The 24,164-nt window shown below is 64.3% G+C and carries 21 protein-coding genes and 1 riboswitch; of the genes, 9 read left to right on the forward strand and 12 right to left on the reverse strand.

The genetic code is table 11. The features are described from left to right. Positions 1 to 24: 24 nt before the first annotated feature. Entirely contained in the window at positions 25 to 1,431 is a 1,407-nt protein-coding gene (locus DFS21_RS14435; protein WP_102682228.1) for an adenosylmethionine--8-amino-7-oxononanoate transaminase, read from the reverse strand. A gap of 73 nt (positions 1,432 to 1,504) precedes the next feature. After that, on the reverse strand, positions 1,505 to 1,936 hold the full coding sequence (locus DFS21_RS14440; RefSeq protein ID WP_110702107.1) for a hypothetical protein: 432 nt from the start codon (positions 1,934 to 1,936) through the stop codon (positions 1,505 to 1,507). A 204-nt stretch (positions 1,937 to 2,140) separates the two neighbouring features. On the opposite strand from DFS21_RS14440, the gene DFS21_RS14445 reads away from it, so the two are divergent. From DFS21_RS14445 to DFS21_RS14455, 3 genes are all read left to right on the forward strand, one after another. Then, positions 2,141 to 3,937 (forward strand): flavin monoamine oxidase family protein, encoded by a 1,797-nt coding sequence (locus DFS21_RS14445; RefSeq protein WP_111532544.1) that lies wholly within the window; start codon positions 2,141 to 2,143, stop codon positions 3,935 to 3,937. A gap of 213 nt (positions 3,938 to 4,150) precedes the next feature. Next, the gene (locus DFS21_RS14450; protein ID WP_111532545.1) at positions 4,151 to 4,702 is read left to right on the forward strand and encodes a cytochrome b; all 552 of its coding nucleotides are present in this window, start codon (positions 4,151 to 4,153) and stop codon (positions 4,700 to 4,702) included. A gap of 34 nt (positions 4,703 to 4,736) precedes the next feature. Further along, a complete protein-coding gene (locus tag DFS21_RS14455) occupies positions 4,737 to 5,315 on the forward strand; it encodes a YceI family protein (RefSeq protein WP_023629958.1) in 579 nt (192 codons plus the stop codon). 94 nt (positions 5,316 to 5,409) lie between these two features. Here the strand turns inward: DFS21_RS14455 and DFS21_RS14460 are convergent, their stop codons facing one another. The 4 genes from DFS21_RS14460 to ahcY form a co-directional block, all read right to left on the reverse strand. After that, a complete protein-coding gene (locus tag DFS21_RS14460; RefSeq protein WP_111532546.1) occupies positions 5,410 to 7,317 on the reverse strand; it encodes a DEAD/DEAH box helicase in 1,908 nt (635 codons plus the stop codon). Positions 7,318 to 7,540: 223 nt separating this feature from the next. Beyond that, positions 7,541 to 8,323, reverse strand: coding sequence for an ABC transporter substrate-binding protein (locus DFS21_RS14465; protein ID WP_256591388.1), 783 nt, complete (start codon positions 8,321 to 8,323; stop codon positions 7,541 to 7,543). A gap of 116 nt (positions 8,324 to 8,439) precedes the next feature. Beyond that, complete coding sequence (gene metF, locus DFS21_RS14470) at positions 8,440 to 9,285, reverse strand: methylenetetrahydrofolate reductase [NAD(P)H] (protein ID WP_046853938.1); 846 nt, start codon at positions 9,283 to 9,285, stop codon at positions 8,440 to 8,442. 141 nt (positions 9,286 to 9,426) lie between these two features. After that, entirely contained in the window at positions 9,427 to 10,836 is a 1,410-nt protein-coding gene (ahcY, locus tag DFS21_RS14475) for an adenosylhomocysteinase (protein WP_046853939.1), read from the reverse strand. Positions 10,837 to 10,857: 21 nt separating this feature from the next. Beyond that, a riboswitch (S-adenosyl-L-homocysteine riboswitch) is annotated at positions 10,858 to 10,954 on the reverse strand. A 177-nt stretch (positions 10,955 to 11,131) separates the two neighbouring features. Here ahcY and DFS21_RS14480 point away from each other — a divergent pair. Beyond that, a complete protein-coding gene (locus tag DFS21_RS14480) occupies positions 11,132 to 11,533 on the forward strand; it encodes an acyl-CoA thioesterase (protein ID WP_003257757.1) in 402 nt (133 codons plus the stop codon). Positions 11,534 to 11,640: 107 nt separating this feature from the next. On the opposite strand, the gene DFS21_RS14485 is transcribed toward DFS21_RS14480, so the two are convergent. Further along, positions 11,641 to 12,879, reverse strand: coding sequence for a sodium:proton antiporter (locus DFS21_RS14485; RefSeq protein ID WP_102682224.1), 1,239 nt, complete (start codon positions 12,877 to 12,879; stop codon positions 11,641 to 11,643). 218 nt (positions 12,880 to 13,097) lie between these two features. Between DFS21_RS14485 and DFS21_RS14490 the strand changes: the two genes are divergently transcribed. Further along, positions 13,098 to 13,931, forward strand: a complete 834-nt coding sequence (locus DFS21_RS14490; RefSeq protein WP_110702099.1) for an EamA family transporter — start codon at positions 13,098 to 13,100, stop codon at positions 13,929 to 13,931. Between the two features lie 31 nt (positions 13,932 to 13,962). Continuing rightward, positions 13,963 to 14,349 (forward strand): MAPEG family protein, encoded by a 387-nt coding sequence (locus DFS21_RS14495; protein ID WP_046853941.1) that lies wholly within the window; start codon positions 13,963 to 13,965, stop codon positions 14,347 to 14,349. A 61-nt stretch (positions 14,350 to 14,410) separates the two neighbouring features. On the opposite strand, the gene DFS21_RS14500 is transcribed toward DFS21_RS14495, so the two are convergent. Further along, positions 14,411 to 15,562, reverse strand: a complete 1,152-nt coding sequence (locus DFS21_RS14500) for a murein transglycosylase A (RefSeq protein WP_102682222.1) — start codon at positions 15,560 to 15,562, stop codon at positions 14,411 to 14,413. Positions 15,563 to 15,681: 119 nt separating this feature from the next. Here DFS21_RS14500 and DFS21_RS14505 point away from each other — a divergent pair, with 119 nt between their 5' ends. Further along, entirely contained in the window at positions 15,682 to 16,128 is a 447-nt protein-coding gene (locus DFS21_RS14505; RefSeq protein ID WP_110702097.1) for a cytochrome c, read from the forward strand. 57 nt (positions 16,129 to 16,185) lie between these two features. Here the strand turns inward: DFS21_RS14505 and DFS21_RS14510 are convergent, their stop codons facing one another. From DFS21_RS14510 to DFS21_RS14525, 4 genes are all read right to left on the reverse strand, one after another. Further along, positions 16,186 to 16,578, reverse strand: a complete 393-nt coding sequence (locus tag DFS21_RS14510; protein ID WP_110702095.1) for a DUF1090 domain-containing protein — start codon at positions 16,576 to 16,578, stop codon at positions 16,186 to 16,188. Between the two features lie 118 nt (positions 16,579 to 16,696). After that, the gene (gene ligB, locus DFS21_RS14515) at positions 16,697 to 18,397 is read right to left on the reverse strand and encodes an NAD-dependent DNA ligase LigB (RefSeq protein ID WP_371926841.1); all 1,701 of its coding nucleotides are present in this window, start codon (positions 18,395 to 18,397) and stop codon (positions 16,697 to 16,699) included. Positions 18,398 to 18,540: 143 nt separating this feature from the next. Beyond that, positions 18,541 to 19,731: a methionine adenosyltransferase gene (metK, locus tag DFS21_RS14520; RefSeq protein WP_038706913.1), complete on the reverse strand. Its 1,191-nt coding sequence runs from the start codon at positions 19,729 to 19,731 to the stop codon at positions 18,541 to 18,543. 19 nt (positions 19,732 to 19,750) lie between these two features. Beyond that, the gene (locus DFS21_RS14525; RefSeq protein WP_110702091.1) at positions 19,751 to 20,743 is read right to left on the reverse strand and encodes a metalloregulator ArsR/SmtB family transcription factor; all 993 of its coding nucleotides are present in this window, start codon (positions 20,741 to 20,743) and stop codon (positions 19,751 to 19,753) included. A 229-nt stretch (positions 20,744 to 20,972) separates the two neighbouring features. Here DFS21_RS14525 and tkt point away from each other — a divergent pair, with 229 nt between their 5' ends. Beyond that, positions 20,973 to 22,970, forward strand: a complete 1,998-nt coding sequence (tkt, locus tag DFS21_RS14530) for a transketolase (protein WP_110702089.1) — start codon at positions 20,973 to 20,975, stop codon at positions 22,968 to 22,970. 129 nt (positions 22,971 to 23,099) lie between these two features. After that, positions 23,100 to 24,161: an erythrose-4-phosphate dehydrogenase gene (gene epd, locus DFS21_RS14540; RefSeq protein WP_046853947.1), complete on the forward strand. Its 1,062-nt coding sequence runs from the start codon at positions 23,100 to 23,102 to the stop codon at positions 24,159 to 24,161. The last annotated feature ends 3 nt before the right edge of the window (positions 24,162 to 24,164 follow it).

Raw genomic sequence — 24,164 nt, forward strand, 5'->3', positions numbered from 1 at the left:
TACAGGTTTCGGGTTGGTCTGGGGCTAGCCCGGATCGCGGAAATCCGGATGGAAGTCGGCCGGCACGGCAACGCTCACCTTGTCGCGGGTGGCGATATCGATCCCTTCGCTGGCCACCTCGGCCAGGAAGTCGATCTGTTCGGGTGTGATCACGTAAGGCGGCAGGAAATACACCACGCTGCCCAGCGGGCGCAACAGTGCGCCACGGCTCAGGGCGTGCTCGAAGACTTTCAGGCCGCGGCGCTCCTGCCAAGGGTAGGCGGCCTTGGTGGCCTTGTCCTGTACCATCTCGATGGCCAGGACCATGCCGGTCTGGCGGATCTCGGCGACGTGGGCATGGTCGGCCAGGTGCGCGGTGGCGCTGGCCATGCGCGCCGACAAGGCCTTGTTGGCCTCGATCACGTTGTCCTGCTCGAAGATGTCCAAAGTGGCCAGGGCCGCGGCGCAGGCCAGCGGATTGCCGGTGTAGCTGTGCGAGTGCAGGAAGGCGCGCAGGGTCGGGTAGTCGTCGTAGAACGCCTGGTAGACCTTGTCGGTGGTCAGGCAGGCGGCCAGCGGCAGGTAGCCGCCGGTCAGGGCCTTGGACAGGCACAGGAAGTCCGGGGTGATGCCGGCCTGCTCGCAGGCGAACATCGTGCCGGTGCGGCCGAAGCCGACGGCGATCTCATCGTGGATCAGGTGCACGTCGTAACGGTCGCAGGCCTCGCGCAGCAGCTTGAGGTACACCGGGTGATACATGCGCATGCCGCCGGCGCCCTGGATCAGCGGTTCGACGATCACCGCAGCGATGCTGGCGTGGTGTTCGGCCAGGGTCTGCTCCATGGCCGCGAACATGTTCCGCGAGTGCTCTTCCCAGCCCATGCCTTCCGGACGCAGGTAGCAGTCCGGGCTCGGCACCTTGATGGTGTCCAGCAGCAGCGCCTTGTAGGTTTCGGTGAACAGCGGCACGTCGCCCACCGACATCGCGGCGATGGTCTCGCCATGATAGCTGTTGGTCAGGGTGACGAAGCGCTTCTTCTGCGCTTTGCCGGTGTTCTGCCAGTAGTGGAAGCTCATCTTCAGCGCCACTTCGATGCACGATGAGCCATTGTCGCCATAGAACACCCGGTCCAGGCCGGCGGGGGTGATCGCTACCAGGCGTTCGGACAGCTCGATCACCGGCTGGTGGCTGAAACCGGCGAGGATCACATGTTCGAGCTGGTCGACCTGGTCCTTGATGCGCTGGTTGATGCGCGGGTTGGCATGGCCGAAAGCGTTGACCCACCATGAGCTGACGGCGTCCAGGTAGCGTTTGCCCTCGAAGTCCTCCAGCCACACGCCCTCGCCGCGCTTGATCGGGATCAGCGGCAGCTGTTCGTGGTCTTTCATCTGGGTGCAGGGGTGCCAAAGGACCTTCAGGTCGCGCTGCATCCACTGATCGTTGAGGCCCATGGGCACTTCTCCTGGCGTTACGGCTCGGTTTGACCGCGTAAGCCTAAGCAATGCCGGGGGGCAGGACAACTGCTCAATGTCGCCAGGCCGGGCGCCATTCCAGCTGGCGGATATGCACGGTGCACTGCGGCAGGGTGGACAGGGTCAGGCGGTCGAGCGGGCCGGGCACGTCGTGCCAGGAGGTGCCGTGGGTGCCGGGCCCGGGCGTGAACTCGGTGTAGTCCAGGTCGCGCAGGGTCAACCAGTAGGCGGTCGAGACGGCCGTGCCGAGCGTGGTGACATCCACCTCAAGCAGCAGGCAATCGACCGTCTGGCCGAAGATGAACTCGATATCGCACTGGCCATGGATGATCAATTCCGTGCCGATCCGCCCCTCGTCGGTCTGGTAGCGCGCGCTGTAGACAATGCCATTGGACACGATGTTCAGGCCGGTGGGCGTGCGCCAGGAGCACTCGGGTAGGGGCGCCGAAGGCGTCCACCTGGCAAAATCTTCGGTGTAGATCACTGTTCTTCCCCGGCTCGATGCTTGAGTGCCAGCCAAGGCTGCACGCCCCGGCGACCCAACGCCACTGACAAAATTACCAGTTGCCAAAGGCACTTGATGTCACTGCGGTGGCAGGGTGGGCAGAGGTGACGTATTCTTAACGCATCTCTCCCGGGGCATTGCTCCCCGTCCCATCTATCGCTTCTCTAACCGGAGTTCGCCATCATGGCTGCTGCTTGGGTGCGCCTGTGCGCGTTGGTATTGATCGGGGTGACCAGCGGCGTCGCGCTGGCCAAGGACAAGACGGCGATCGTCGTCGGTGGTGGCCTGGCGGGCCTGACCGCGGCCTACGAGCTGCAGAGCAAGGGCTGGCAGGTGACCCTGCTGGAAGCCAAGTCGGGCATGGGCGGGCGTTCGGGCCTGGCCACCAGCGAATGGGTCGGCAACAGCAAGACCCAGCCGGTGCTCAACCAGTATCTGGAGCAGTTCAAGGTCGCCACCCTGCCGGCCCCGGAGTTCGTGCGCAACCCCGGCTACCTGATCGACGGTGAATATTTCAGTGCCACCGATCTGGCGACCAAGCAGCCAGCCACTGCCGAGGCGCTCAAACGCTTCGAGAAAACCCTCGACGACCTGGCCCGTTCCATTGAAGACCCGCTCAATCCCGCGGCAAACAGCACCCTGTTCGCCCTCGACCAGATGAACGTGTCCACCTGGCTCGACAAGCTGCAACTGCCAGCCACCGCCCGTCAGCTGGTCAACCAGCAGATCCGCACCCGCTATGATGAGCCGTCGCGCCTGTCGCTGCTGTACTTCGCCCAGCAAGGCCGGGTCTACCGCAATGTCAGCGACCGTGACCTGCGCGCCGCGCGCCTGCCCGGTGGCAGCCCGGTGTTGGCCCAGGCCTTCGTCAAGCAGCTGAAGACCATCAAGACCAGCTCGCCGGTTACCGCCATCGTTCAGGACAAAGACGGTGTGACCGTCAAGGTCGGCGGCGTCGGCTACCAGGCTGACTACCTGGTCATGGCCGTACCGCTGCGTGCACTGGCCAAGATCCAGATGACCCCGGGCCTGGACGGGCAGCACCTGGCCGCCTTGAAGGGCACCAACTATGGCTGGCGCGACCAGCTGATGCTCAAGTTCAAGAATCCGGTGTGGGAAAGCCGTGCACGCATGTCCGGGGAAATCTTCAGCAACACTGGCCTTGGCATGCTGTGGATCGAGCCGGCGCTCAAGGGCGGCGCCAACGTGGTGATCAACCTGTCCGGGGATAACGCCCGCTTGCTCCAGGCTTTTGGTGACAAGCAAATGGTCGACCAGGTACTGATCCGCCTGCACGCCTTCTACCCGCAGGCACGCGGCGCCTTCACCGGTTATGAAATCCGCCGCTACAGCACCGACGCCGGCATGGGCGGTGCGTACCTGGCCTACGGCCCGGGGCAGATCAGCAAATACTGGCGCCTGTGGGAGCGCCCGGTACAACGGATCGCCTTTGCCGGCGAACACACCGATGCGCTTTACCCAGGTACCCTCGAAGGGGCCCTGCGTAGCGGCCAGCGTGCCGCGGGGCAGGTCCAGGACCTGGCGGCGGGCAAGTCCTTCGACCCGGCCAAGGCTGCGTCGGTAGCCGCCGCAGCGGCTACTGGAGCGGCCGGCGTCGCGGCCGCGAAGGACAAGGGCGGGTTCTTCTCCAACCTGTTCGGCGGCGCCTCTGACAAGGCTCCGGCCAAGCCGGGCTTCTTCTCGCGTCTGTTTGGCGGCTCTGACAAGCCAGAGGCCAAGGCCGCGCCGATCGCCAAGGCCGAGGAGGTTGCGCCTGCACCGGCAGCCGCGCCGGTTGCGCCGACACCCGTTGCTAAGGAAGAGCCAGTGAAGCCGGCGGCCACCAAGCAGGCCCCCGCCAAGCCTGCGGCCAAGCAGGCCCACAAGCCTGCAGCCAAACCGGCGCCGGTGAAGAAGGCCACCGCCAAGTCGGAACCGGCCAAGAAGCCGGTGCTCAACAGCCAGGCCAAGGCCGGCTGATCTCGGTATAGCCGCCATCGCGGAGCCCTGTGTGAGCGGGCTTGCCCCGCGATGGCGTCGGATCTTCCAAACGTCTATCGTTAATGTTTCCTTAATAGGAAGCTTTCAGAATTAATATCTGGTTTTTCGATAATCAGAAGCTGCTTTTTACGCTTTTATTCGATGCATTACGCGTTAGTCTTGTGCACAGCTTTCACGGGGAAATACGCCAACATGCAACTGCGCAATTCATCTTATCGCTATGGCCTGATCAGCATCGTCCTGCACTGGGGTGTGGCGCTGGCGGTCTTCGGGCTGTTTGGCCTGGGCTTGTGGATGGTCGGCCTTGATTACTACGACCCATGGCGCAAGTCCGGTCCGGACCTGCACAAGAGCATCGGCCTGGTGTTGCTGGCACTGATGCTGTTGCGGGTAGTCTGGCGTTTCGTCAGCCCGCCGCCACCGGCACCGGCCAACCATGGCAAGGTCACCCGGCTGGCCGCCAAGCTGGGCCATCTGGCGCTGTACCTGGGCCTGTTCGCAGTGATGATAGCGGGCTATCTGATTTCCACCGCCGACGGCGTGGGTATTCCGGTGTTCGGCTTGTTCGACGTTCCCGCGCTGGTCAGCGACCTGCCTGACCAGGCTGACCTGGCGGGGGTGATCCACCTCTGGCTGGCCTGGGGCCTGGTGATTTTTGCCGTACTGCACGCATTGGCGGCATTGAAACATCATTTCATCGACCGTGACGCGACCCTGACCCGCATGCTGGGCCGCAAAGCTTGACTCTCAACCTCAATTGCAAAGGAAGGAAGTAAGGATGTTGAAAAAGACTTTTGCCGCTCTGGCGCTCGGTACCGCCCTGATCTCCGCCGGCCAGGCCATGGCCGCCGAGTACAAGATCGACAAGGAAGGCCAGCACGCGTTCGTCGACTGGAAGATCAGCCACCTGGGCTACAGCTTCATCCACGGCACCTTCAAGGACTTCGACGGCAACTTCACCTGGGACAGTGCCAAGCCCGAGGCCAGCAAGATCAGCGTAGACCTGAAGACTGCCAGCCTGTGGTCGAACCACGCCGAGCGTGACAAGCACATCGCCAGCAAGGACTTCCTGGATGTCAAAAAATATCCGGAAGCCAAGTTCGTCTCCACCAGCGTCAAGTCGACCGGTGACAAGACTGCCGATGTGACCGGCGACCTGACCCTGCACGGCGTGACCAAGCCCGTCACCTTCAAGGCCGTGTTCAATGGCGAGGGCAAGGACCCGTGGGGCGGCGAGCGCGCTGGCTTCAACGCCACCACCACGCTGAACCTGAACGACTTCGGCATCAAGGGCCCAGGCCCGACTTCGCAGACCCTGGACCTGGATATCAGCGTCGAAGGCGTGAAGCAGAAGTAATTCGCTTCGCCAGCAACGAAAACGCCGCCCAATGGGCGGCGTTTTCGTTGGCTTTGCATGGCCTCATCGCGGGGCAGGCCCCGCGATTGCGGGCTCAGCCCTTGCGGGTCAGCAGCGCCGGGCGTTCACCGCGTGGGCGGCTTGGCAGGTCGTCCAACTGCTCGGGCGTCGGGTAGCGGTCGAGTTTGGATTCCTTGCGGATGATCACTGGCGCGCTCTGCGACTCGCGCGGGTTGCGCACGGCCGGTTCCTGGCGGGACGAATCTTCACGGCGGGCACGGCCACCGTTGTTGTCGCGTCGGGCGCCACCATTGCTACCGCCGCCGTTGCGCGGGCGCTTTTCACCGGAGCCCTGGCCCTGGCGTTGCTGGCCATTGCCACGGCCCTGGCCTTGCCCCTGGCCTTGCCCCTGGCCGCCACCACTGCGCTGGCCTTGCCCTTGGGCTTGGCCCCCGTTGCCGCCCGGGCGACGATTGCGCCCCTGGTTCTTGGCGTTCTGGTAGGGGCTTACGTAGTCGGCGCGGTTGCCAAAGTTGTCGACGTCGTCGTCGAGGAACTCTTCAGGGTCGCGATTGGGGGCGGCGACAGGCACGGCTTTCTGGCCGTTGTTCTGCTGCTGGCGTGGCTTCTGGTCACGCGGCTTGCGCTGCTGGCCCTGCTGCTGTTTCTCGCCGGACTTGTCCTTTTCCGCGGACTTCTCGGACGAAGGCTTGTTGCGGCCTTTGTCCTTGCCTTTGTCCTTGCGCCCGCCACTGCCTTCCTTGCCGCCTTCGCCGCGAGGTTGCTGGTTGCGGCCACCGCGGCCATTGTTCGGCTGGCGCTCGCGCACTTCCGGCTTCTCGGCCTCGACCTGCGATGCGTCAAAGCCCATCAGGTCGCCATCCGGAATTTTCTGGCGGGTGACGCGCTCGATGCTCTTGAGCAGCTTTTCTTCATCCGGCGCGACCATCGAAATGGCTTCACCGGAGCGACCGGCACGGCCCGTACGGCCGATGCGGTGAACGTAGTCTTCCTCGACATTGGGCAGCTCGAAGTTGACCACGTGGGGCAACTGGTCGATGTCCAGGCCGCGGGCGGCGATGTCGGTGGCGACCAGCACGCGCACGGTGTTGGCCTTGAAGTCGGCCAGCGCCTTGGTGCGGGCGTTCTGGCTCTTGTTGCCGTGGATCGCCGCGGCGGTCAGGCCGTGCTTCTCGAGGTACTCGGCCAGGCGGTTGGCGCCGTGCTTGGTGCGGGTGAACACCAGCACCTGTTCCCAGGCGCCCAGGGTGATCAGGTGCGCCAGCAGGGCGCGCTTGTGGCTGGCCGGCAGGCGGTAGACCCGCTGCTCGATACGCTCGACGGTGGTGTTCGGCGGCGTGACCTCGATGCGCTCGGGGTTGTGCAGCAGCTTGTCGGCGAGGTCGGTGATGTCCTTGGAGAAGGTCGCCGAGAACAGCAGGTTCTGGCGCTTGGCCGGCAGGCGCGCCAGCACTTTCTTGACGTCGTGGATGAAGCCCATGTCGAGCATGCGGTCGGCTTCGTCCAGCACCAGGATCTCGACACGCGAGAGGTCGACGCTGCCTTGGCCGGCCAGGTCGAGCAGGCGGCCCGGGCAGGCGACCAGGACGTCGACGCCCTTGGCCATGGCCTGGACCTGCGGGTTCATGCCGACGCCACCGAAGATGCAGGCGCTGATGAAGTTGAGGTCGCGGGCGTAGACCTTGAAGCTGTCATGCACCTGCGCTGCCAGCTCGCGGGTGGGGGTCAGCACCAGCACGCGCGGTTGGCGCGGGCCATGGCGTTGCGATTTGTCGGGGTGGCCACCCGGGAACAGGCGCTCAAGAATAGGGAGCGCGAAGCCGCCGGTTTTACCAGTACCTGTCTGGGCGGCGACCATCAGGTCGCGACCTTGCAACACGGCGGGAATGGCCCGCTGTTGCACCGGAGTGGGCTGGGTATAGCCCGCTGCCTCGATAGCGCGGACAAGAGCCTCGGAGAGACCGAGGGAAGCAAAGGACATGGGCAATCCTGTTCTCGTGGGGGCTAGGCCCGATGGGGTGTTCTGCCTGGCGCGACGGGCATCGGAGGGATGCGATCGCGTCCGGTCCAGCTGGGCGTTCACTGCGCATCCTGAATGCCGGCGGGCGGGCACCAAAGGTGCGCGGCTGCGGGTCGAGATGCCTGTTGCGAGGCCGAGCGTCCGGGCGTGAGCCGGGCGGGAAGGCCCGAGTATAACAGAGCAATCAGCGTGTGCCGCGTTCCTGCTGCTCAACGGCGAAAGGAAAATCCTGATTGCCGAGGTAGCGGGCACTGATCGCCGCATAGGCGGGCTCCTGTTTGAAGCGCCGCAACTCGTCGCTGAAGGCCTGCGCCAACGCCTCGCGGCCGGGCTTGCGGGCCAGCCCCAGGTACTGCGGGCGGCGGCTGACCACCAGGGGCAGCTCTTCGACGGCCTGCTCCAGGCCCAGCCGACGGCTCACATAGCGGCCGACTTGGCGGTCGGTCACCAGCAGGTCGATGCGCCCGAGCGCCAGCTTGCCGAAGTTGGCCTCGTGGCTGGGCGCGGGTTCGCGGCGGAACAGCGGTGACTCGGCGAAGGTGCCATCGTAGACATAGCCCGGCGAGGTGCCGATGGTCAGCCCGGCCAGGTCCTCGACGCGCTCGATCGGGTGTGGGCGTGAACGCGCTTGGTAGAGGACGAACTCGACCTCGGACATCGGTTCGTCCGGGTAGACCAGGTAGCCCTGGCGCGAGTCGACCTGGAAAATATCCATCACGGCGTCCGCCAGGCCCTGTTCGACCATGGCCAGGCAGCGCTTCCAGGGCAGGAACTGCCACTGCACCTGGACTCCGAGGCGTTTGAACACCTCGTTGGTGATCTCGTAGTCGATGCCTTTGGCCTGGCCGTTCTCCTGATAGAGGTAGGGGGCCCAGTCGTCGCTGACGATGCGCAGGCTTTCGGCATGGGCCATCGGGCTCAGGCCGGCAAGCAGCAACAGCAGGAGAGGGAGGATGAGCGTGCGCATGACGTGAGAGTACGCTGCAAGCCCGGGCAAGACCAGTGAACGCTGGCCGTGGGAGCGTACGGCGCCTAGGTGGACGAACAAGGCTCTGACCTGCGCCAAAGCCTTGTTCGCGACCATCAGCGTGGCAGCTTCAGGTTGTTCCAGATCGCCAGGCTCGGCTCGGCCTGGTTCAGGGTGTAGAAGTGCAGGCCCGGCGCGCCGCCTTGCAGCAGCTGTTCGCACATACGGGTGATCACTTCCTCGCCGAAGGCCTGGATACTGGCGGTGTCGTCGGCATAGGCCTCCAGCTGCTTGCGGATCCAGCGTGGGATCTCGGCGCCGCAGGCGTCGGAGAACCGCGCCAGCTTGCTGTAGTTGGTGATCGGCATGATGCCGGGTACCACCGGGATCTCGACGCCCAGCTTCTGCGCGCGCTCGACGAAATAAAAGTAGCTGTCGGCGTTGAAGAAATACTGGGTGATGGCGCTGTCGGCACCGGCCTTGACCTTGTGCACGAAGTTGGCCAGGTCACTCTCGAAATTACGCGCCTGCGGGTGCATCTCCGGGTAGGCGGCCACTTCCAGGTGGAAGTGGTTGCCGGTTTCCTGGCGGATGAACTCGACCAGGTCGCTGGCGTAGCGCAGTTCGCCGCTGGCCATGCCCATGCCCGACGGCAGGTCGCCACGCAGGGCGACGATGCGCTTGATGCCGGCGGCCTGGTACTCGGCCAGCAGGGCGCGCAGGTCGTCCTTGCTGTCACCCACGCAGGACAGGTGCGGGGCGGCGGGGACTTTCACCTCATTTTCCAGCTGCAGCACGGTGTTGAGCGTGCGGTCGCGGGTCGAGCCACCGGCACCATAGGTGCAGGAGAAGAAGTCCGGGTTGTAGCTGGCCAGCTGGCGGGCAACGCCCATCAGCTTTTCGTGACCGGCATCGGTCTTGGTGGGGAAGAACTCGAAACTGTAGCGGCGTTCTTGTGACATCTCTGGTTCCTTCGGCAGTGAGCCTGGGCTGCTGCCTGCAAATAAAAGCCAGGACGGTGGGGGCCGGCCTGGCTCGGACATCGGTTCGAAACGTTGCCTGCCAGTGCCGGGCAAGGATACCTGGCACTGGCAACCAGCCGCTTAGTAGCGGTAAGCGTCCGGCTTGAACGGGCCTTCGACGGTCACACCGATGTACTCGGCCTGCTGCGGGGTCAGCTGGGTGACCACGCCCCCGAAGCCGCGAACCATCTCCAGGGCCACTTCTTCGTCGAGTTTCTTGGGCAGCACTTCCACGGTCAGGCGCTCGGCCTTCTTCGCGGCAGGCAGCGCGGCGAACTTCTGCTCGAACAGGAAGATCTGCGCCAGGACCTGGTTGGCGAACGAACCGTCCATGATGCGGCTCGGGTGACCGGTGGCGTTGCCCAGGTTCACCAGGCGGCCTTCGGCCAGCAGGATCAGGTAGTCGTCGTTCTGCGGGTCGAACACGCCGGCACCGGTGCGGTGGATCTTGTGCACCTGTGGCTTGACCTCTTCCCATGCCCAGTTCTTGCGCATGAAGGCGGTGTCGATCTCGTTGTCGAAGTGGCCGATGTTGCAGACCACGGCGCGCTTTTTCAGGGCCTTGAGCATGTTGGCGTCGCAGACGTTGACGTTACCGGTGGTGGTGACGATCAGGTCGATGCGGCCGAGCAGGTCCTTGTTGATGCCGGCTTCGGTACCGGTGTTGATGCCGTCCTTGAATGGCGAGACGACTTCGAAACCGTCCATGCAGGCTTGCATGGCGCAGATCGGGTCGACTTCGGTGACCTTGACGATCATGCCTTCCTGGCGCAGGGACTGGGCCGAGCCCTTGCCCACGTCGCCGTAGCCGATCACCAGGGCCTGCTTGCCCGACAGCAGGTGGTCGGTGCCGCGCTTGATGGCGTCGTTGAGGCTGTGACGGCAGCCGTACTTGTTGTCGTTCTTGCTCTTGGTGACCGAGTCGTTGACGTTGATCGCCGGGACTTTCAGCTCGCCCTTGGCCAGCATGTCCAGCAGGCGGTGCACGCCGGTGGTGGTCTCTTCGGTCACGCCGTGGATCTTGTCCAGCATGGCCGGGTATTTCTTGTGCAGGATCTCGGTCAGGTCACCGCCGTCGTCCAGCACCATGTTGGCGTCCCATGGCTGGCCATCCTTGAGGATGGTCTGCTCGATGCACCACTCGTACTCTTGCTCGGTCTCGCCTTTCCAGGCGAACACCGGGATGCCGGCGGCAGCGATGGCGGCGGCGGCCTGGTCCTGGGTGGAGAAGATGTTGCACGACGACCAGCGCACTTCGGCACCCAGGGCGACCAGGGTCTCGATCAGCACGGCAGTCTGGATGGTCATGTGGATGCAGCCGATGATCTTCGCGCCCTTGAGCGGTTGCTCGGCTTGATACTTGCGGCGCAGGCCCATCAGCGCGGGCATTTCCGATTCGGCGATGATGACTTCCTTGCGGCCCCAGTCGGCCAGGGAGATGTCGGCGACCTTGAAGTCGGAAAAACCTGCAGGCGTGTTTACAGCGCTCATTGAGAGCCTCCATTCGTAGTGTGCGAATGGGCGCCGTTGTGCGTTGAGCGTCCGCTTGCGCGGACAACGCCCCAACCGAGCCTGACAGGCCAAGCCTGCTGCAGCGCCCCTCGGATGGGTGGCGGGATGGCCACCACTGTGGGGGGCCATGTGAAACGGCAAGATTATAGCCGCGGGCGTGTGACACACCCAAGACTTTCTGTCGATTAATCGAGACGATAGTCGATGTTCAATGGAGCGTGACCGAGCGGTCTGCCATCATTAGCGCATGTCAGCAAGCAGGTCAGGAGTACAGATGAACTTTCACACCCGCAAATGGGTAAAACCCGAAGACCTCAATCCCAACGGCACCCTGTTCGGCGGCAGCCTGCTGCGCTGGATCGACGAGGAGGCGGCGATCTACGCCATCGTCCAGCTGGGCAATCAGCGCGTGGTGACCAAGTACATTTCCGAGATCAACTTCGTCAGTGCTTCGCGTCAGGGCGATATCATCGAGCTGGGCATCACCGCCACCGAGTTTGGTCGCACCTCGATCACCCTCAAGTGTGAAGTACGCAACAAGATCACCCGCAAGGCGATTCTGACCGTCGACAAGATGGTGTTCGTCAACCTGGGCGAGGATGGCCTGCCTGCCGCCCACGGGCGCACCGAGATCAAGTACATCCAGGACCAGTTCCCGGACAGCGCGGTGGAATAGACCCGTTTGCTAAAGCGTGGGAGCGGACTTGCCCCGCGATGGCGCCGGCAGGATCAACATCGATGCCTGTGCAGACGATATCGCGGGGCTAGTCCGCCCCTATGCTGTTACTCGGGTTGTGTGCTGACCTTGCGCACCACCTTGCCGACCGTCAGGCCCTGAATCAGGATCGACGACAGCACTACGATGTAGGTGATCGACAGCAGCAGGTCACGCTCGGCGCCCTGCGGCAGCGACAGCGCCAGGGCTACCGACACGCCACCGCGCAGGCCGCCCCAGGTCAGTACGCGAATGGTGCCCTGCGGCACGCTGCGCCAGCGGCGCAACAGCACGATCGCCGGCGCCACGGTCAGCAGCCGCGAAGCCAGCACCGCCACCGCCAGCACGCCACCGGCCGCCAGGTGCAGCCAGTTGAACGGCAGCAGCAACAGCTCCAGGCCGATCAGGGCGAACAGCAAGGCATTGAGCATGTCGTCGATCAGTTCCCAGAAACCGTCCATGTAGCGGCGGGTCATGTCGTTCATCGCCAAGTTGCGCCCCAGGTTACCGATGATCAGGCCGGCCACCACCATGGCGATCGGCGCCGACACGTGCAGCTCGTAGCACATGGCCGAGCCGCCGATCACCAGCGCCAGGGTCAGCATCACTTCCACCTGGTACTGCTCGACGCTCTTGATCATGCGGTAGGTGGCGTAACCGATCAGGCCGCCGAAGGCGATGCCACCCAGGGCCTCGCGGGCGAACAGGATGGCGGTGTCGGCGACGCTCGGCGTCTCGCCCAGCTGGATGATGCCCAGCAGCACCGTGAACACCACGACCGCCGTGCCGTCGTTGAACAGCGACTCACCGACGATGGTGGTCTTCAGCGGCTTGGAGGCGTTGGCGGTACGCAGTGCGCCGAGCACGGCGATTGGGTCGGTCGGCGAGATCAGCGCGCCGAACAGCAGGCAGTAGATCAACGGCACGTTCCAGCCAAACAGGGCGAACACCCAGTGCGCCAGGTAACCGATCACCACGGTGGCGATGAGTACGCCAAGGGTGGCCAGCAGGCCGATCGGCCAGCGGTAGCTGCGCAGGTCGGCGAGGTTGACGTGCAAGGCGCCAGCGAACAGCAGGAACGACAGCATCCAGTGCATCAGCAGGTCGTTGAAGTCGATCTGGTTCATCAGGCCTTCGACGCGTTCTTCCAGGCCAGGGAAGCCGATCAGGCTCAGGCCCTGCAGCATCAGGGAGAACAGCAATGCGGTGACCATCACGCCGATGGCCGGCGGCAGGCCGATGAAGCGGTAGTTCACATAAGTGAGGAGGGTAGTGAGGCAGATAAACGCGGCAACTAATTCAAGCATCCCGAATCCTGTGAAAGTGGCTTCCAAGTCATTACCCGAATGGCTCGGGCAGTTCTTTGATGACCTGGCGCGGCGTTCGGGACACACCTTATGACCGGATTTCTCCAGTTGGTTCCTGTCAGGCGAAGGCGCGGGAGCGGGCTTGCCCTGCGATGAGGCCATAACTAGCCAGGCGCTATATAGTGGTCCCCACCAAACGACAACAAGGATTCCAAGGCGTGCTGGCAACTTCCCTCGTACTGGTCGCAGCCCTGCTCCATGCCACCTGGAATACCTTGATCAAGTTCAGCGCCGAGCGGCTGCTGGTGATCGCCAGCATGGACGTGGTGGCGCTGAGTTTCGCCATACTGGCGGTAGCCTTCGTAGATTTCCCGCCCGCCGAGATCTGGCCCTGGCTGTTGGCCTCGGCGCTGGCCGAGCAGCTGTACCGCTTTCTGCTGATCCAGGCCTATCGGGTCGGCGACCTGGGCCTGGTCTATCCGTTGATGCGTGGTCTGTCGCCATTGGTGGTGCTGGGCCTGACCCTGGCTTTTGCCGGAGAGTCGCTGAGCCAGCAGCAGATCATCGGCATCCTGCTGATCCCCTGTGGCATGGTGTGCTTGCTTTGGCAGGGCGGCGGCGGCGAGCGCCTGCCCTGGTCGATGCTGCCGGTGGTGGCACTGATAGGCCTGTGCATCGGCTGCTACACCTGGTTCGACGGTCAGGCCGTACGCCTGTGGGGCAAGCCCTGGGACTACCTGGTATGGCTGACCTTGCTCAGTGCCTGGCCGTTCCCGTTGCTGGCCATGGTGGCCCGACGAGGGCCGTTCATGCTGTTCTGGCGCACCCAATGGAAGCTGGGCCTGGCGGTCGGGTTCTGCGTATTGTTCAGCTACGCTCTGGTGCTCTGGGCCATGCACCTGGGCTCGGTGGCCGAAGCGGCAGCGTTGCGCGAGTTGAGCGTGATCCTCGTGGTGCTGTTGGGCATGCGCTACCTCAAAGAACCTTTTGGCGGGCCAAGACTCCTAGCTTGCGGGCTGGTACTGGCCGGCATGCTGGTGATGAAGCTCTGAAGCGAACCTCTATGAACAAGGAGTCCTGTAGATGACCGTAGCCCTGTGGTGCATTCTCGTCGCGCTGGTCCTGCCGCCGCTATGTGCACTGATCGCCAAACTCAGCAGCGGGTATTTCGGCCTGCGTGCCAATCACGACCCTCGTGCGTTCCTGGACAAGCTCGAAGGGCTGCCACGGCGAGCCCATGCCGCCCAGTTGAACGGCTACGAGGCGTTTCCCGCGTTTGCCGCGGCGGTGCTGGTGGCCGATATCGTCGGCAATGCCGAACAAGTGACCCAAGATGTGCTGGGGGTGATGTACATCACCAGCCGGTTGCTCTACATCATCTGCTACCTGGCGGACTGGGCAGTGTTGCGCTCGCTGGTATGGTTCGTCGGGATGGCGCTGATCGTGTCGTTCTTTGTCGTTTCGATCTGACTGCATCGCGGGGCAAGCTCGCTCCCGCAGTGGGAGCGGGCATGCCCCGCGATAGCGCCCTTCAGGGGACCTTCGGTACTTCGGGCAAAGGCTGACCCTTAGGCCACAACATCCATATCTGCCCCTGTTGTTTCATGTTGCCTGCCAGTTCACCGGCCTCAGGACCGGTGCCCCAGAACAGGTCCGCACGCACTTCACCGGTAATCGCCCCGCCGGTGTCCTGCGCCCCCACGGGGCGCACCACCGGGCTGCCGTCGGGGCGGGTGGTGGACAGCCACAGCAGGCTGCCCAGCGGGATCACCTTGCGGTCGATGGCCACGCTGTAGCCAGCGGTCAGCGGCACGTTGAGCGAGCCGCGCGGACCTTCGTTGCTATCCGGCCGGGTGCTGAAGAACACGTAGCTCGGGTTGCTGGCCAGCAACTCGGGGACCCGCTGCGGGTTGGCCTGGGCCCAGGCGTGGATGCTGCCCATGGTCACCTGTTCCTTGGGCAGCTGGCCCTGGTCCACCAGCCAGCGGCCAATCGGCCGATAGGGGTGGCCGTTCTGGTCGGCATACCCCAGCCGCAGCTGGCGGCCACCTTCCAGCTGGATGCGACCGGAACCCTGGATCTGCAGGAACTGCAAGTCCATCGGGTCGGTCAGCCAGGCCAGTACCGGCGCCTTGGCACCGTCGCGGTTGATCACTTCGGCGGTGTCATAGGGCTTGAGCACGCGGCCATCGAGGCGCCCGCGCAGGCGCTTGCCCTTGAGTTCGGGATACACACTGGCCAGATCGACCACGATCATGTCCTCGGGTACGCCGTACACCGGTACATGCGCGGCTTCGGTGCGTTCCAGGCTGCCGGGGTAGACCGGCTCGTAGTACCCGGTTATCAGGCCGTTGGCGCTGTTCTGCGCCGAGCGCAGCCCATACACCTGGAGATTCTGCTCGAGGAAGGTGCGTACCTGGTCAGCGCTCGCCGTGGCTGAACCGGCTGCCTCGCAGGTAGCGGCCCACACCGGATCGCGCTTGAGCTTCTCGCAACCGTTGCGCCAGGCATAGAAACCGGCCAGCAGGTCGTCGTCGCTGACCTGGGGCAGGTCCTTCCAGGTGGCTGGTACATAAGTGGCGATGGCATGAGGCTCGGGCTTGGCGCTTTCGCCGCCGTTGCAGCCGGCCAGGAGCGCCAGGGCGGGGAGGGCCCAGGCGAGATGGCGCAATGCAGATTTCATCGGGTGGGTCCTGTGCTGGGCGCAACATGAACATTCGCCCTTGTTTTCTGTGTGGCTATTGGTCTTTGCCCGGCAGGCGGCGATACTGGCCACCCGTTTGCCTGGCCAAAGAGACCGTGATGTTCAAGCGATTGACCGTAGTACTGCTCGCCGCCCTCGCCCTGACCGCCTGTGACGGCGTCGACCCCAACTCGCCGCTGGGCCAGCGCAAGGCGATCTTCAAGCAGATGCTCAAGACCAGTGAAGACATGGGTGGCATGCTGCGCGGGCGGTTGCCCTTCGATGACGTGAAGTTCGCCGAGGGCGCGGTGAAGCTGGATACCTTGGCCCATGAGCCGTGGCAGCACTTCCCGCAGGTGCGCGACGAGGGTGACAGCAGCGCACGGGCGGATGTCTGGGAGCGCCAGGCGCGGTTCCAGGACCTGGCCCGGCATTTGGAGGGCGTTACCGGCGACCTGGTGACGGTGACCCGCAACCCGCCGCTGGACGCAGCGCAGATGAAGGCCCCGATGGACAAGGTCGAGGCGGCGTGCAAGGCCTGTCATAGCGAGTTTCGTAATCACTGAGCCGTGGGAGGCTGTTGTGGGAGCGGGTTCGTTCCCACATCAAGGGCTGTTAAAAAGTCAGCGCTCAAGCTCGTCCACGGCTTCCTGCAGATCTTTCTTCGCCTCGGCCAGCTTGTCCTTGCGCTTGTTGATCTTTTCCGCGTCACCTTTCTTCATGGCTTTGTCCAGGTCCTTGGTGCGCTGGTTCACTTCGTGGCGGGCATCGAGCACTTTCTGCTCGCGCTCTTTGCGCAGCCCGGCTTCGGTGCAGTTGTCCACGCCACGCAGCGCCTCTTCGAGCCCGGCAGCCTGGTTGCTGTTGCCATGTTCACGGGCAATCTTCAGCTGGTTCTCGATGGCGCTGCGCTTGGCGGCGCAGCCGGTCAGGCCTGCATCCGGCTGGGCGGCTTGCGCGGCGCCGGTTGCCAGGCCAAGGGTTGCCAGCAGGAAAAGAGCGGTGAAACGTGTCATGAAAAGCCTCCTGAGCGGGGCGGAGCAGCAAAAGTTGGTGGAATCCTGCCTTGGTTTGCCGGATTTAGGAACCCTTGGTGGGTCTTTAAACGGCAAACTCGGAGTTGACCTACACTCGTCATTGTTCGGCGGAGTCGTTCGCGAGCTGGAAACCGGCGATACGATACCCGCCCAGTTGCTCGGCAACGGCTTGAACATCTTCTGTTGCAAAAAATACCTCGAGTTGTTTCGATCTTGCGCCACCGCCGCCCGGCAAGGCTTGCCATGCGTCAGCCGATCGCGTTGCGAGCGTCGACCAGTCGGCCTCCAGGGGCATCCCCTGAGGCAAGGGCGCGCCTAGCGCGTTCAACCATTGGAGGAAGGGTCGCAAGCGCGCCGCGCTAAAACTGTCATGAAGCTGTCGGGCCCTGGCATCGCCGAGACCCGGCACGGCCGCCAGGACTTGGGTATCGAGCTCCAGCCAATCCACGAGGGTGGTCACAAGGCCGACATCCACCAGTCGGCGCCAGGTGCCCGGCCCGAGCCCTGGCAGGGCCAGCCCCTGCTTGCCGCTCAACCAGGTCAATCGGGCGATGAATTGTTCTTCGCAGCCAGCACCAGCCTGCCAGCAGGTGTGGGCGTCATACTGCCCGGCAGTCGGTGAGGTGACGGGCTGTCGCACGACCGTGCGATGTACCACGTCGTCAAACCGCGGAATGGTGAGGCCTGCAAGGCTGATGGCCACCTGGTCGCCCGGGCGAATATCGAGTTTCTGCCAGCGTGCCAGGGACCCAAGGCTGACCTGCGAAACCCGACGGTCGTCCAGCTCGACAGGCGCCAGGTGCAGGATGGGGGTTACCTTGCCGGTGCGGCCAATGCGAAAGCGCACTTCGCGCACTTCGGCCAGGGCTTGGGAGAAGGGGTATTTCCAGGCTGCAATCCAGTAAGGGGCCTTGGCTTGCCAGCGTTCGGCGGGCGGGCGGCTGCCCTGGCGCAGGATCACGCCATCGGTGGCGAAGGGCAGGGCGGCGCGATACCAGTGCAGGCGCATCTCGGCGGCCTGCTCCGGGCTGGCGATGGGGATGCTGTAGCGCTGGCTGTCGGCAAAGCCCATGGCGGCCAGTAGCTCGAGGCGCTCCGCCTGGGTTTGCGGCCCGTGTGGCCAGTCCCAGACGAACAGGCCGATGCTCGCGCCGCGGGCGGTGTCCAGCTGCTTGCGTGCCATTAGCCCGGCCACGCTGCCGCGAGCGTTAAGGCTGCCTGCCTGAGCCTGCACATGGCCCTCCAGGCGTTTGTAAAGTTCCCCTTGCAGCACCAGGTCCACAGGTTGCGGCAGCTGTCGGGTGATTGCGCCGAGCGAAGGAATATGCCGGCTCCAGTCATGGCCCTGGACGCCATCGCCGCGGCTGAGCAGCCGGACCAGCCGGCCCTGCTGGTAGATCAGGGAAACCGCGACGCCATCGACCTTGGGCTGTATCCAGACATCGCGCTTGCCCGCCAGCCAGCGGCGCATCGCCTGTTCGTCGGGCAGCTTGTCGACGCCGGTGTGTGCGACCGGGTGGGGCATCGGGCCACGTGCGCCGGCCAGCGGGTCGGGCGCCGCGTCTGGCAGGTTGAAGCACCGCTGCAGTCGCAGCAGGCGCTGGCGGCTCTGGTCATAGAGTTCGTCCGCCACCAATGACTTGCCTTGACGATGGTAGTGATCGTCCCAGCGGGCCAGGGTCTCGCCCAGTCGGACCATTTCGGCATTCGCCTGTGATGGGCCCCAATCCGGACACTGGCCGGCCTGTGCGCTGGTGAAGAGAGTCGACAGGAGCATGAGTATCGGCAGTAGAGGCATGACCGGCATCCTTGCGAGGCGGTAAGGAGTCCTCAGCCTAGGTTCCAGTTGCTTGGTGCGACGTGCCGCATTGTCAGGCGATATGTCACGAAAAAGCCCTGCCGATCGCTCGGCAGGGGCTTTCTTTTACTGCTGTAGGAGGCTTACAGGCCAGCGGCGTCGCGCAGGGCGGCGGCGCGGTCGGTGCGCTCCCAGGTGAAGGTGGTGAAAGTGTCATCACCCACGGTCTTCTGCTGCGGGGTACGGCCGAAATGACCGTAGGCAGCGGTTTCCTGGTACATCGGGTGCAGCAGGTCGAGCATGGTGGTGATGGCGTACGGACGCAGGTCGAAGCACTCGCGCACCAGCTGCACGATCTTCTCGTCCGAGACCTTGCCGGTGCCGAAGGTGTTGATCGAGATGGAGGTCGGCTGGGCCACGCCGATGGCGTAGGACACCTGGATCTCGCAACGCTCGGCCAGGCCCGCGGCGACGATGTTCTTGGCCACGTAGCGGCCGGCGTAGGCGGCGGAACGGTCGACCTTGGACGGATCCTTGCCGGAGAACGCGCCACCACCGTGGCGAGCCATGCCACCGTAGGAGTCGACGATGATCTTGCGGCCGGTCAGGCCGCAGTCGCCCACCGGGCCACCGATGATGAAGTTGCCGGTCGGGTTGATGTGGTACTGGGTACCCTTGTGCAGCAACTCGGCAGGCAGGGTGTGCTTGACGATCAACTCCATCACCGCTTCCTGCAGGTCTTTCTGCGAGACCTCGGGGTTGTGCTGGGTCGACAGCACGACCGCGTCGATACCGACGACCTTGCCGTTTTCATAGCGGCAGGTGACCTGGGACTTGGCATCCGGGCGCAGCCAAGGCAGCAGCTTGGACTTGCGCGCCTCGGCCTGGCGCTCGACCAGGCGGTGCGAGAAGCAGATCGGGGCCGGCATCAGCACGTCGGTCTCGTTGCTGGCGTAGCCGAACATCAGGCCCTGGTCGCCGGCGCCCTGGTCTTCCGGGCGGGAGCGGTCGACGCCCTGGGCGATGTCCACCGACTGCTTGCCGATGATGTTCATCACGGCGCAGGTGGCGCCGTCGAAGCCGACGTCTGAGCTGTTGTAGCCGATGTCGATGATCACGTTACGCACCAGGTCTTCCAGGTCGACCCAGGCCGAAGTGGTGACTTCGCCGGCGATGATGGCGACACCGGTCTTGACCAGGGTCTCGCAGGCTACGCGGGCGTACTTGTCCTGGGCGATGATGGCGTCCAGCACCGCGTCGGAGATCTGGTCGGCGATCTTGTCCGGATGCCCTTCGGACACGGACTCGGAGGTGAAAAGGGAGTATTCGCTCATCTCGATGGGTTCCTGAAATTTACCGATGTTGTATGTCGCCAGTGGCCCGCTGGAAATGCCGGACCTGGATCTGAAAACCGTTACGCAAGCCCACGTAGAGGCTGTCCCCGGGGGCCAGCCCTGCCGCGTCGGCCCAACGGGCCAGGTCGTCCTGCTCGAAGCCAAGCCACAGGTCGCCGCAAGCTTCGCGCGCCCACCCCTGGTCATGGCTGCACAGCTCGGTGACCAGCAGGCTGCCGCCCGCCTTCACCCGTTTGGCCAGCAGGCGCAAGGCCTGGGCCGGGTCGCTGAAATGGTGCAGGACCATGTTCAGCACAACGCAGTCGGCTTCCACATCCGTTGCACCCAGTGCATCGGCCAACTGCAGGTTTACGTTATTCAGTGCATTGCGCTCGCAGACCTGGCGCGCCAGTTCGAGCATGGTCGGGCTGTTGTCCATGGCCGTGACCTGGTCGAAGCGGCGGGCCAGGTCGGGCAGGAATCCGCCGTCGCCAGGCCCCACTTCCAGGGCGCTGGCGCCGACGCCGAAGCTGAGCTTGTCGAGCAGCGCCAGCAGGCTTTCGCGGTACTGCGGCAAGCCGGCGATCAGGTCCTGCTGGGCGCGGAACTTTTCTTCTACGCGCTGGAAAAAGTCCTGGCTGGTGGCGGCGCGGCGCTGTTGCACCAGGGCGATACGCGCCTGTACGTCGACGGGCAGCGCGAGGTCGTCGGCTTCCTCGAGCAGTGCCGTATGCAGGCGGCCACCCAGGCGCTGACTGTCGGGCAGGGCACGGCGGTAGAAGATCGCATTGCCTTCGCGACGGGTCGCCACCAGGTCGGCCTGGGCCAGTACCTTGAGGTGATGGCTCATGCCCGACTGGCCGATGTCGAAGATCTGCGCCAGCTCCAGCACGCCGAACGAGTCGTTGGCCAATGCGCGCAGCACGTTCAGGCGCAGCGGGTCGCCGCCGGCCTTGCACAGGGCGGCCAGCTCGTCGCTGCGTTGCGGGGTGATGGGCGCATTGAGGTTCATGGGGCGGGAGTCTAGTCAGGGGATGCTGTCGTCGCAATAGCAATATCAAAAAGTTTTGATATTGATGGATGGGTGGTGGTTGCGCAGGCGCATTTCTCGTGAAAAGCAGGCCAAACACAGGAAAAAAGCCCGACTGCGACCATACGTCATTGCCCCAGGCCCCCCCTGTGGGCGAAAATGGTCGCCTTTTTTCGCTTCACCACCCTTTCAAGCCCCAGGAGACTCAGCGATGCCCAGCCGTCGTGAACGTGCCAACGCCATTCGTGCCCTCAGCATGGATGCCGTGCAAAAGGCCAACAGCGGCCACCCAGGTGCCCCCATGGGCATGGCGGATATCGCCGAAGTGCTTTGGCGCGACTACCTGAAGCACAACCCGAGCAACCCCAGCTTCGCCGACCGTGACCGCTTCGTGCTGTCCAACGGTCATGGTTCGATGCTCATCTATTCGCTGCTGCACCTGACCGGCTACGACGTCACCATCGACGACCTCAAGGCCTTCCGTCAGTTGCACAGCCGCACCCCGGGCCACCCGGAGTATGGCTACACCCCAGGGGTCGAGACCACCACCGGCCCCCTGGGCCAGGGCCTGGCCAACGCCGTGGGCTTCGCCCTGGCGGAAAAGGTGCTGGGCGCCCAGTTCAACCGTGAAGGCCACAACATCGTCGACCACAACACCTACGTGTTCCTCGGCGACGGCTGCATGATGGAAGGCATTTCCCATGAAGTCGCCTCGCTGGCCGGCACCCTGGGCCTGAACAAACTGATCGCCTTCTACGACGACAACGGCATTTCCATCGACGGCGAAGTGCACGGCTGGTTCACCGACAACACCCCGGCGCGCTTCGAAGCCTACAACTGGCAGGTGATCCGCAACGTCAACGGTCACGACGCCGACGAGATCAAGATGGCCATCGACACCGCTCGCAAGAGCGACCGTCCGACCCTGATCTGCTGCAAGACCATCATCGGCTTCGGCTCGCCGAACAAGCAGGGCAAGGAAGACTGCCACGGCGCACCGCTGGGCAACGACGAAATCGCCCTGGCCCGCAAGGAACTGAACTGGAACCACGGTCCGTTCGAGATCCCGGCCGACATCTATGCCGAGTGGGACGCCAAAGCCGCTGGCGCCAAGGCCGAAGCTGCCTGGAACGAGCGTTTCGACGCCTACGCCAAGGCTTATCCGGAACTGGCTGCCGAGTTCAAGCGCCGTGACGCAGGTGACCTGCCGGCCGACTTCTCCGAAAAGGCCCAGGCCTATATCAACGAAGTCGCCGCCAAGGGCGAAACCATCGCCAGCCGCAAGGCCAGCCAGAACACCCTGAACGCCTTCGGCCCTCTGCTGCCGGAGTTCCTCGGTGGTTCGGCGGACCTGGCCGGCTCCAACCTGACCCTGTGGAAAGGTTGCAAGGGTGTCGAGGCCAATGACGCCAGCGGAAACTATGTCTTCTACGGCGTGCGCGAATTCGGCATGACCGCCATCATGAACGGCGTCGCCCTGCACGGCGGCCTGGTGCCTTACGGCGCGACCTTCCTGATGTTCATGGAATACGCCCGCAACGCCGTGCGCATGTCGGCGCTGATGAAGCAGCGCGTGATCCATGTCTATACCCACGACTCCATCGGCCTGGGCGAAGACGGCCCGACCCACCAGCCGATCGAGCAACTGACCAGCCTGCGCAGCACGCCGAACCTGGACACCTGGCGCCCGGCCGATGCGGTCGAGTCCGCCGTGTCCTGGAAAGCCGCCCTGGAGCGCAAGGACGGCCCTTCGGCGCTGATCTTCTCGCGCCAGAACCTGCAACATCAGGATCGCAATGCCCAGCAGATCGCCGATATCGCCCGTGGCGGTTACGTCCTCAAGGACTGCGCCGGCGAGCCTGAGCTGATCCTGATCGCCACCGGTTCCGAAGTGGGCCTGGCCGTCCAGGCGTTCGACAAGCTGAGCGCCGAGGGTCGCAAGGTCCGCGTCGTGTCGATGCCGAGCACCAGCGTGTTCGATGCCCAGGACGCAGCCTACAAGCAGTCGGTCCTGCCACTGGAAGTCAGCGCGCGCATCGCCATCGAAGCTGCCCATGCCGACTTCTGGTACAAGTACGTCGGCCTTGAAGGCCGCGTCATCGGCATGACCACCTACGGCGAGTCGGCGCCGGCCTCCGCGTTGTTCGAGGAGTTCGGCTTCACCCTGGACAACATCCTGGGCACCGCCGAAGAGCTGCTGGAAGACTGATGCACCCGGGAGGCTCCATGCCTCCCGTCTGATCGCGGGGCAAGCCCGCTCCCACAAGGCATCCCGGTGCCTTGTGGGAGCGGGCTTGCCCCGCGATGGTCGTTCAACGCACCTGCACGTGAGTATCGAATGCCCCACCCGCGTCCCTACAAAGTTGCACTCAACGGTTACGGCCGCATCGGCCGCTGTGTCCTGCGCGCACTGTTCGAGCGAGGGGCGAAGGCCGGTTTCGAGATCGTCGCGCTGAACGACCTGGCCGACCAGGCCAGCCTGGAATACCTGACGCGCTTCGACTCCACCCACGGGCGTTTCCCCGGTGAGGTGAAAGTCGACGGCGACTGTCTGCATATCAATGGCGATTGCGTGAAAGTGCTGCGCAGCGCCACCCCCGAAGGCATCGACTGGGCCGCCCTCGATGTCGACCTGGTGCTGGAGTGCTCTGGCGCCTACAACACCCGCGCCGACGGCCAGCGCTTTCTCGATGCCGGTGCGCCGCGGGTACTGTTTTCGCAGCCGATGGCCAGTGAAGCCGACGTCGATGCCACGGTGGTCTACGGCATCAACCAGGGTTGCCTGACCGGCAACGAGCTGCTCGTATCGAACGCGTCCTGCACCACCAACTGCGGCGTGCCCCTGCTGCGGGTGCTGGACCAGGCCTTTGGCATCGAGTACGTCCAGATCACCACCATCCACTCGGCGATGAACGACCAGCCGGTGATCGACGCCTATCACCACGAAGACCTGCGCCGCACGCGCTCGGCGTTCCAGTCGGTGATCCCGGTGTCCACTGGCCTGGCGCGCGGTATCGAGCGCCTGCTACCGGAACTTGCCGGGCGAATCCAGGCCAAAGCGGTACGCGTGCCGACCGTCAACGTGTCGTGCCTGGACATCACCCTGCAGACCGCCCGCGACACCAGCGCGGCCGAGGTCAACCGGGTGTTGCGCGAGGCCGCCCTGGATGGCCCGCTCAAAGGCTTGCTGGCCTACACCGAGCTGCCCCACGCCAGCTGTGATTTCAACCATGACCCGCATTCGGCCATCGTCGATGCCAGCCAGACCCGTGTCTCAGGCCCTCGCCTGGTGAACCTGCTGGCCTGGTTCGACAACGAATGGGGGTTCGCCAACCGTATGCTCGACGTTGCCGAACACTATCTGCACGTCGTCCACCCAACCCGCAGCAAACAGCCCTGAAGG

Source organism: Pseudomonas sp. 2848, assembly GCF_003253945.1.
Classification (GTDB): Bacteria; Pseudomonadota; Gammaproteobacteria; order Pseudomonadales; family Pseudomonadaceae; genus Aquipseudomonas.

What these genes read in the sequence shown, in the direction of transcription:
- DFS21_RS14435 (WP_102682228.1), bottom strand. Translation starts at nt 1,431, where the DNA reads ATGGGCCTCAACGATCAGTGGATGCAGCGCGACCTGAAGGTCCTTTGG.
- DFS21_RS14445 (WP_111532544.1), top strand. Translation starts at nt 2,141, where the DNA reads ATGGCTGCTGCTTGGGTGCGCCTGTGCGCGTTGGTATTGATCGGGGTG.
- DFS21_RS14450 (WP_111532545.1), top strand. Translation starts at nt 4,151, where the DNA reads ATGCAACTGCGCAATTCATCTTATCGCTATGGCCTGATCAGCATCGTC.
- DFS21_RS14455 (WP_023629958.1), top strand. Translation starts at nt 4,737, where the DNA reads ATGTTGAAAAAGACTTTTGCCGCTCTGGCGCTCGGTACCGCCCTGATC.
- DFS21_RS14460 (WP_111532546.1), bottom strand. Translation starts at nt 7,317, where the DNA reads ATGTCCTTTGCTTCCCTCGGTCTCTCCGAGGCTCTTGTCCGCGCTATC.
- DFS21_RS14465 (WP_256591388.1), bottom strand. Translation starts at nt 8,323, where the DNA reads ATGCGCACGCTCATCCTCCCTCTCCTGCTGTTGCTGCTTGCCGGCCTG.
- metF (WP_046853938.1), bottom strand. Translation starts at nt 9,285, where the DNA reads ATGTCACAAGAACGCCGCTACAGTTTCGAGTTCTTCCCCACCAAGACC.
- ahcY (WP_046853939.1), bottom strand. Translation starts at nt 10,836, where the DNA reads ATGAGCGCTGTAAACACGCCTGCAGGTTTTTCCGACTTCAAGGTCGCC.
- DFS21_RS14480 (WP_003257757.1), top strand. Translation starts at nt 11,132, where the DNA reads ATGAACTTTCACACCCGCAAATGGGTAAAACCCGAAGACCTCAATCCC.
- DFS21_RS14485 (WP_102682224.1), bottom strand. Translation starts at nt 12,879, where the DNA reads ATGCTTGAATTAGTTGCCGCGTTTATCTGCCTCACTACCCTCCTCACT.
- DFS21_RS14495 (WP_046853941.1), top strand. Translation starts at nt 13,963, where the DNA reads ATGACCGTAGCCCTGTGGTGCATTCTCGTCGCGCTGGTCCTGCCGCCG.
- DFS21_RS14500 (WP_102682222.1), bottom strand. Translation starts at nt 15,562, where the DNA reads ATGAAATCTGCATTGCGCCATCTCGCCTGGGCCCTCCCCGCCCTGGCG.
- DFS21_RS14505 (WP_110702097.1), top strand. Translation starts at nt 15,682, where the DNA reads ATGTTCAAGCGATTGACCGTAGTACTGCTCGCCGCCCTCGCCCTGACC.
- DFS21_RS14510 (WP_110702095.1), bottom strand. Translation starts at nt 16,578, where the DNA reads ATGACACGTTTCACCGCTCTTTTCCTGCTGGCAACCCTTGGCCTGGCA.
- ligB (WP_371926841.1), bottom strand. Translation starts at nt 18,397, where the DNA reads ATGCCTCTACTGCCGATACTCATGCTCCTGTCGACTCTCTTCACCAGC.
- metK (WP_038706913.1), bottom strand. Translation starts at nt 19,731, where the DNA reads ATGAGCGAATACTCCCTTTTCACCTCCGAGTCCGTGTCCGAAGGGCAT.
- DFS21_RS14525 (WP_110702091.1), bottom strand. Translation starts at nt 20,743, where the DNA reads ATGAACCTCAATGCGCCCATCACCCCGCAACGCAGCGACGAGCTGGCC.
- tkt (WP_110702089.1), top strand. Translation starts at nt 20,973, where the DNA reads ATGCCCAGCCGTCGTGAACGTGCCAACGCCATTCGTGCCCTCAGCATG.
- epd (WP_046853947.1), top strand. Translation starts at nt 23,100, where the DNA reads ATGCCCCACCCGCGTCCCTACAAAGTTGCACTCAACGGTTACGGCCGC.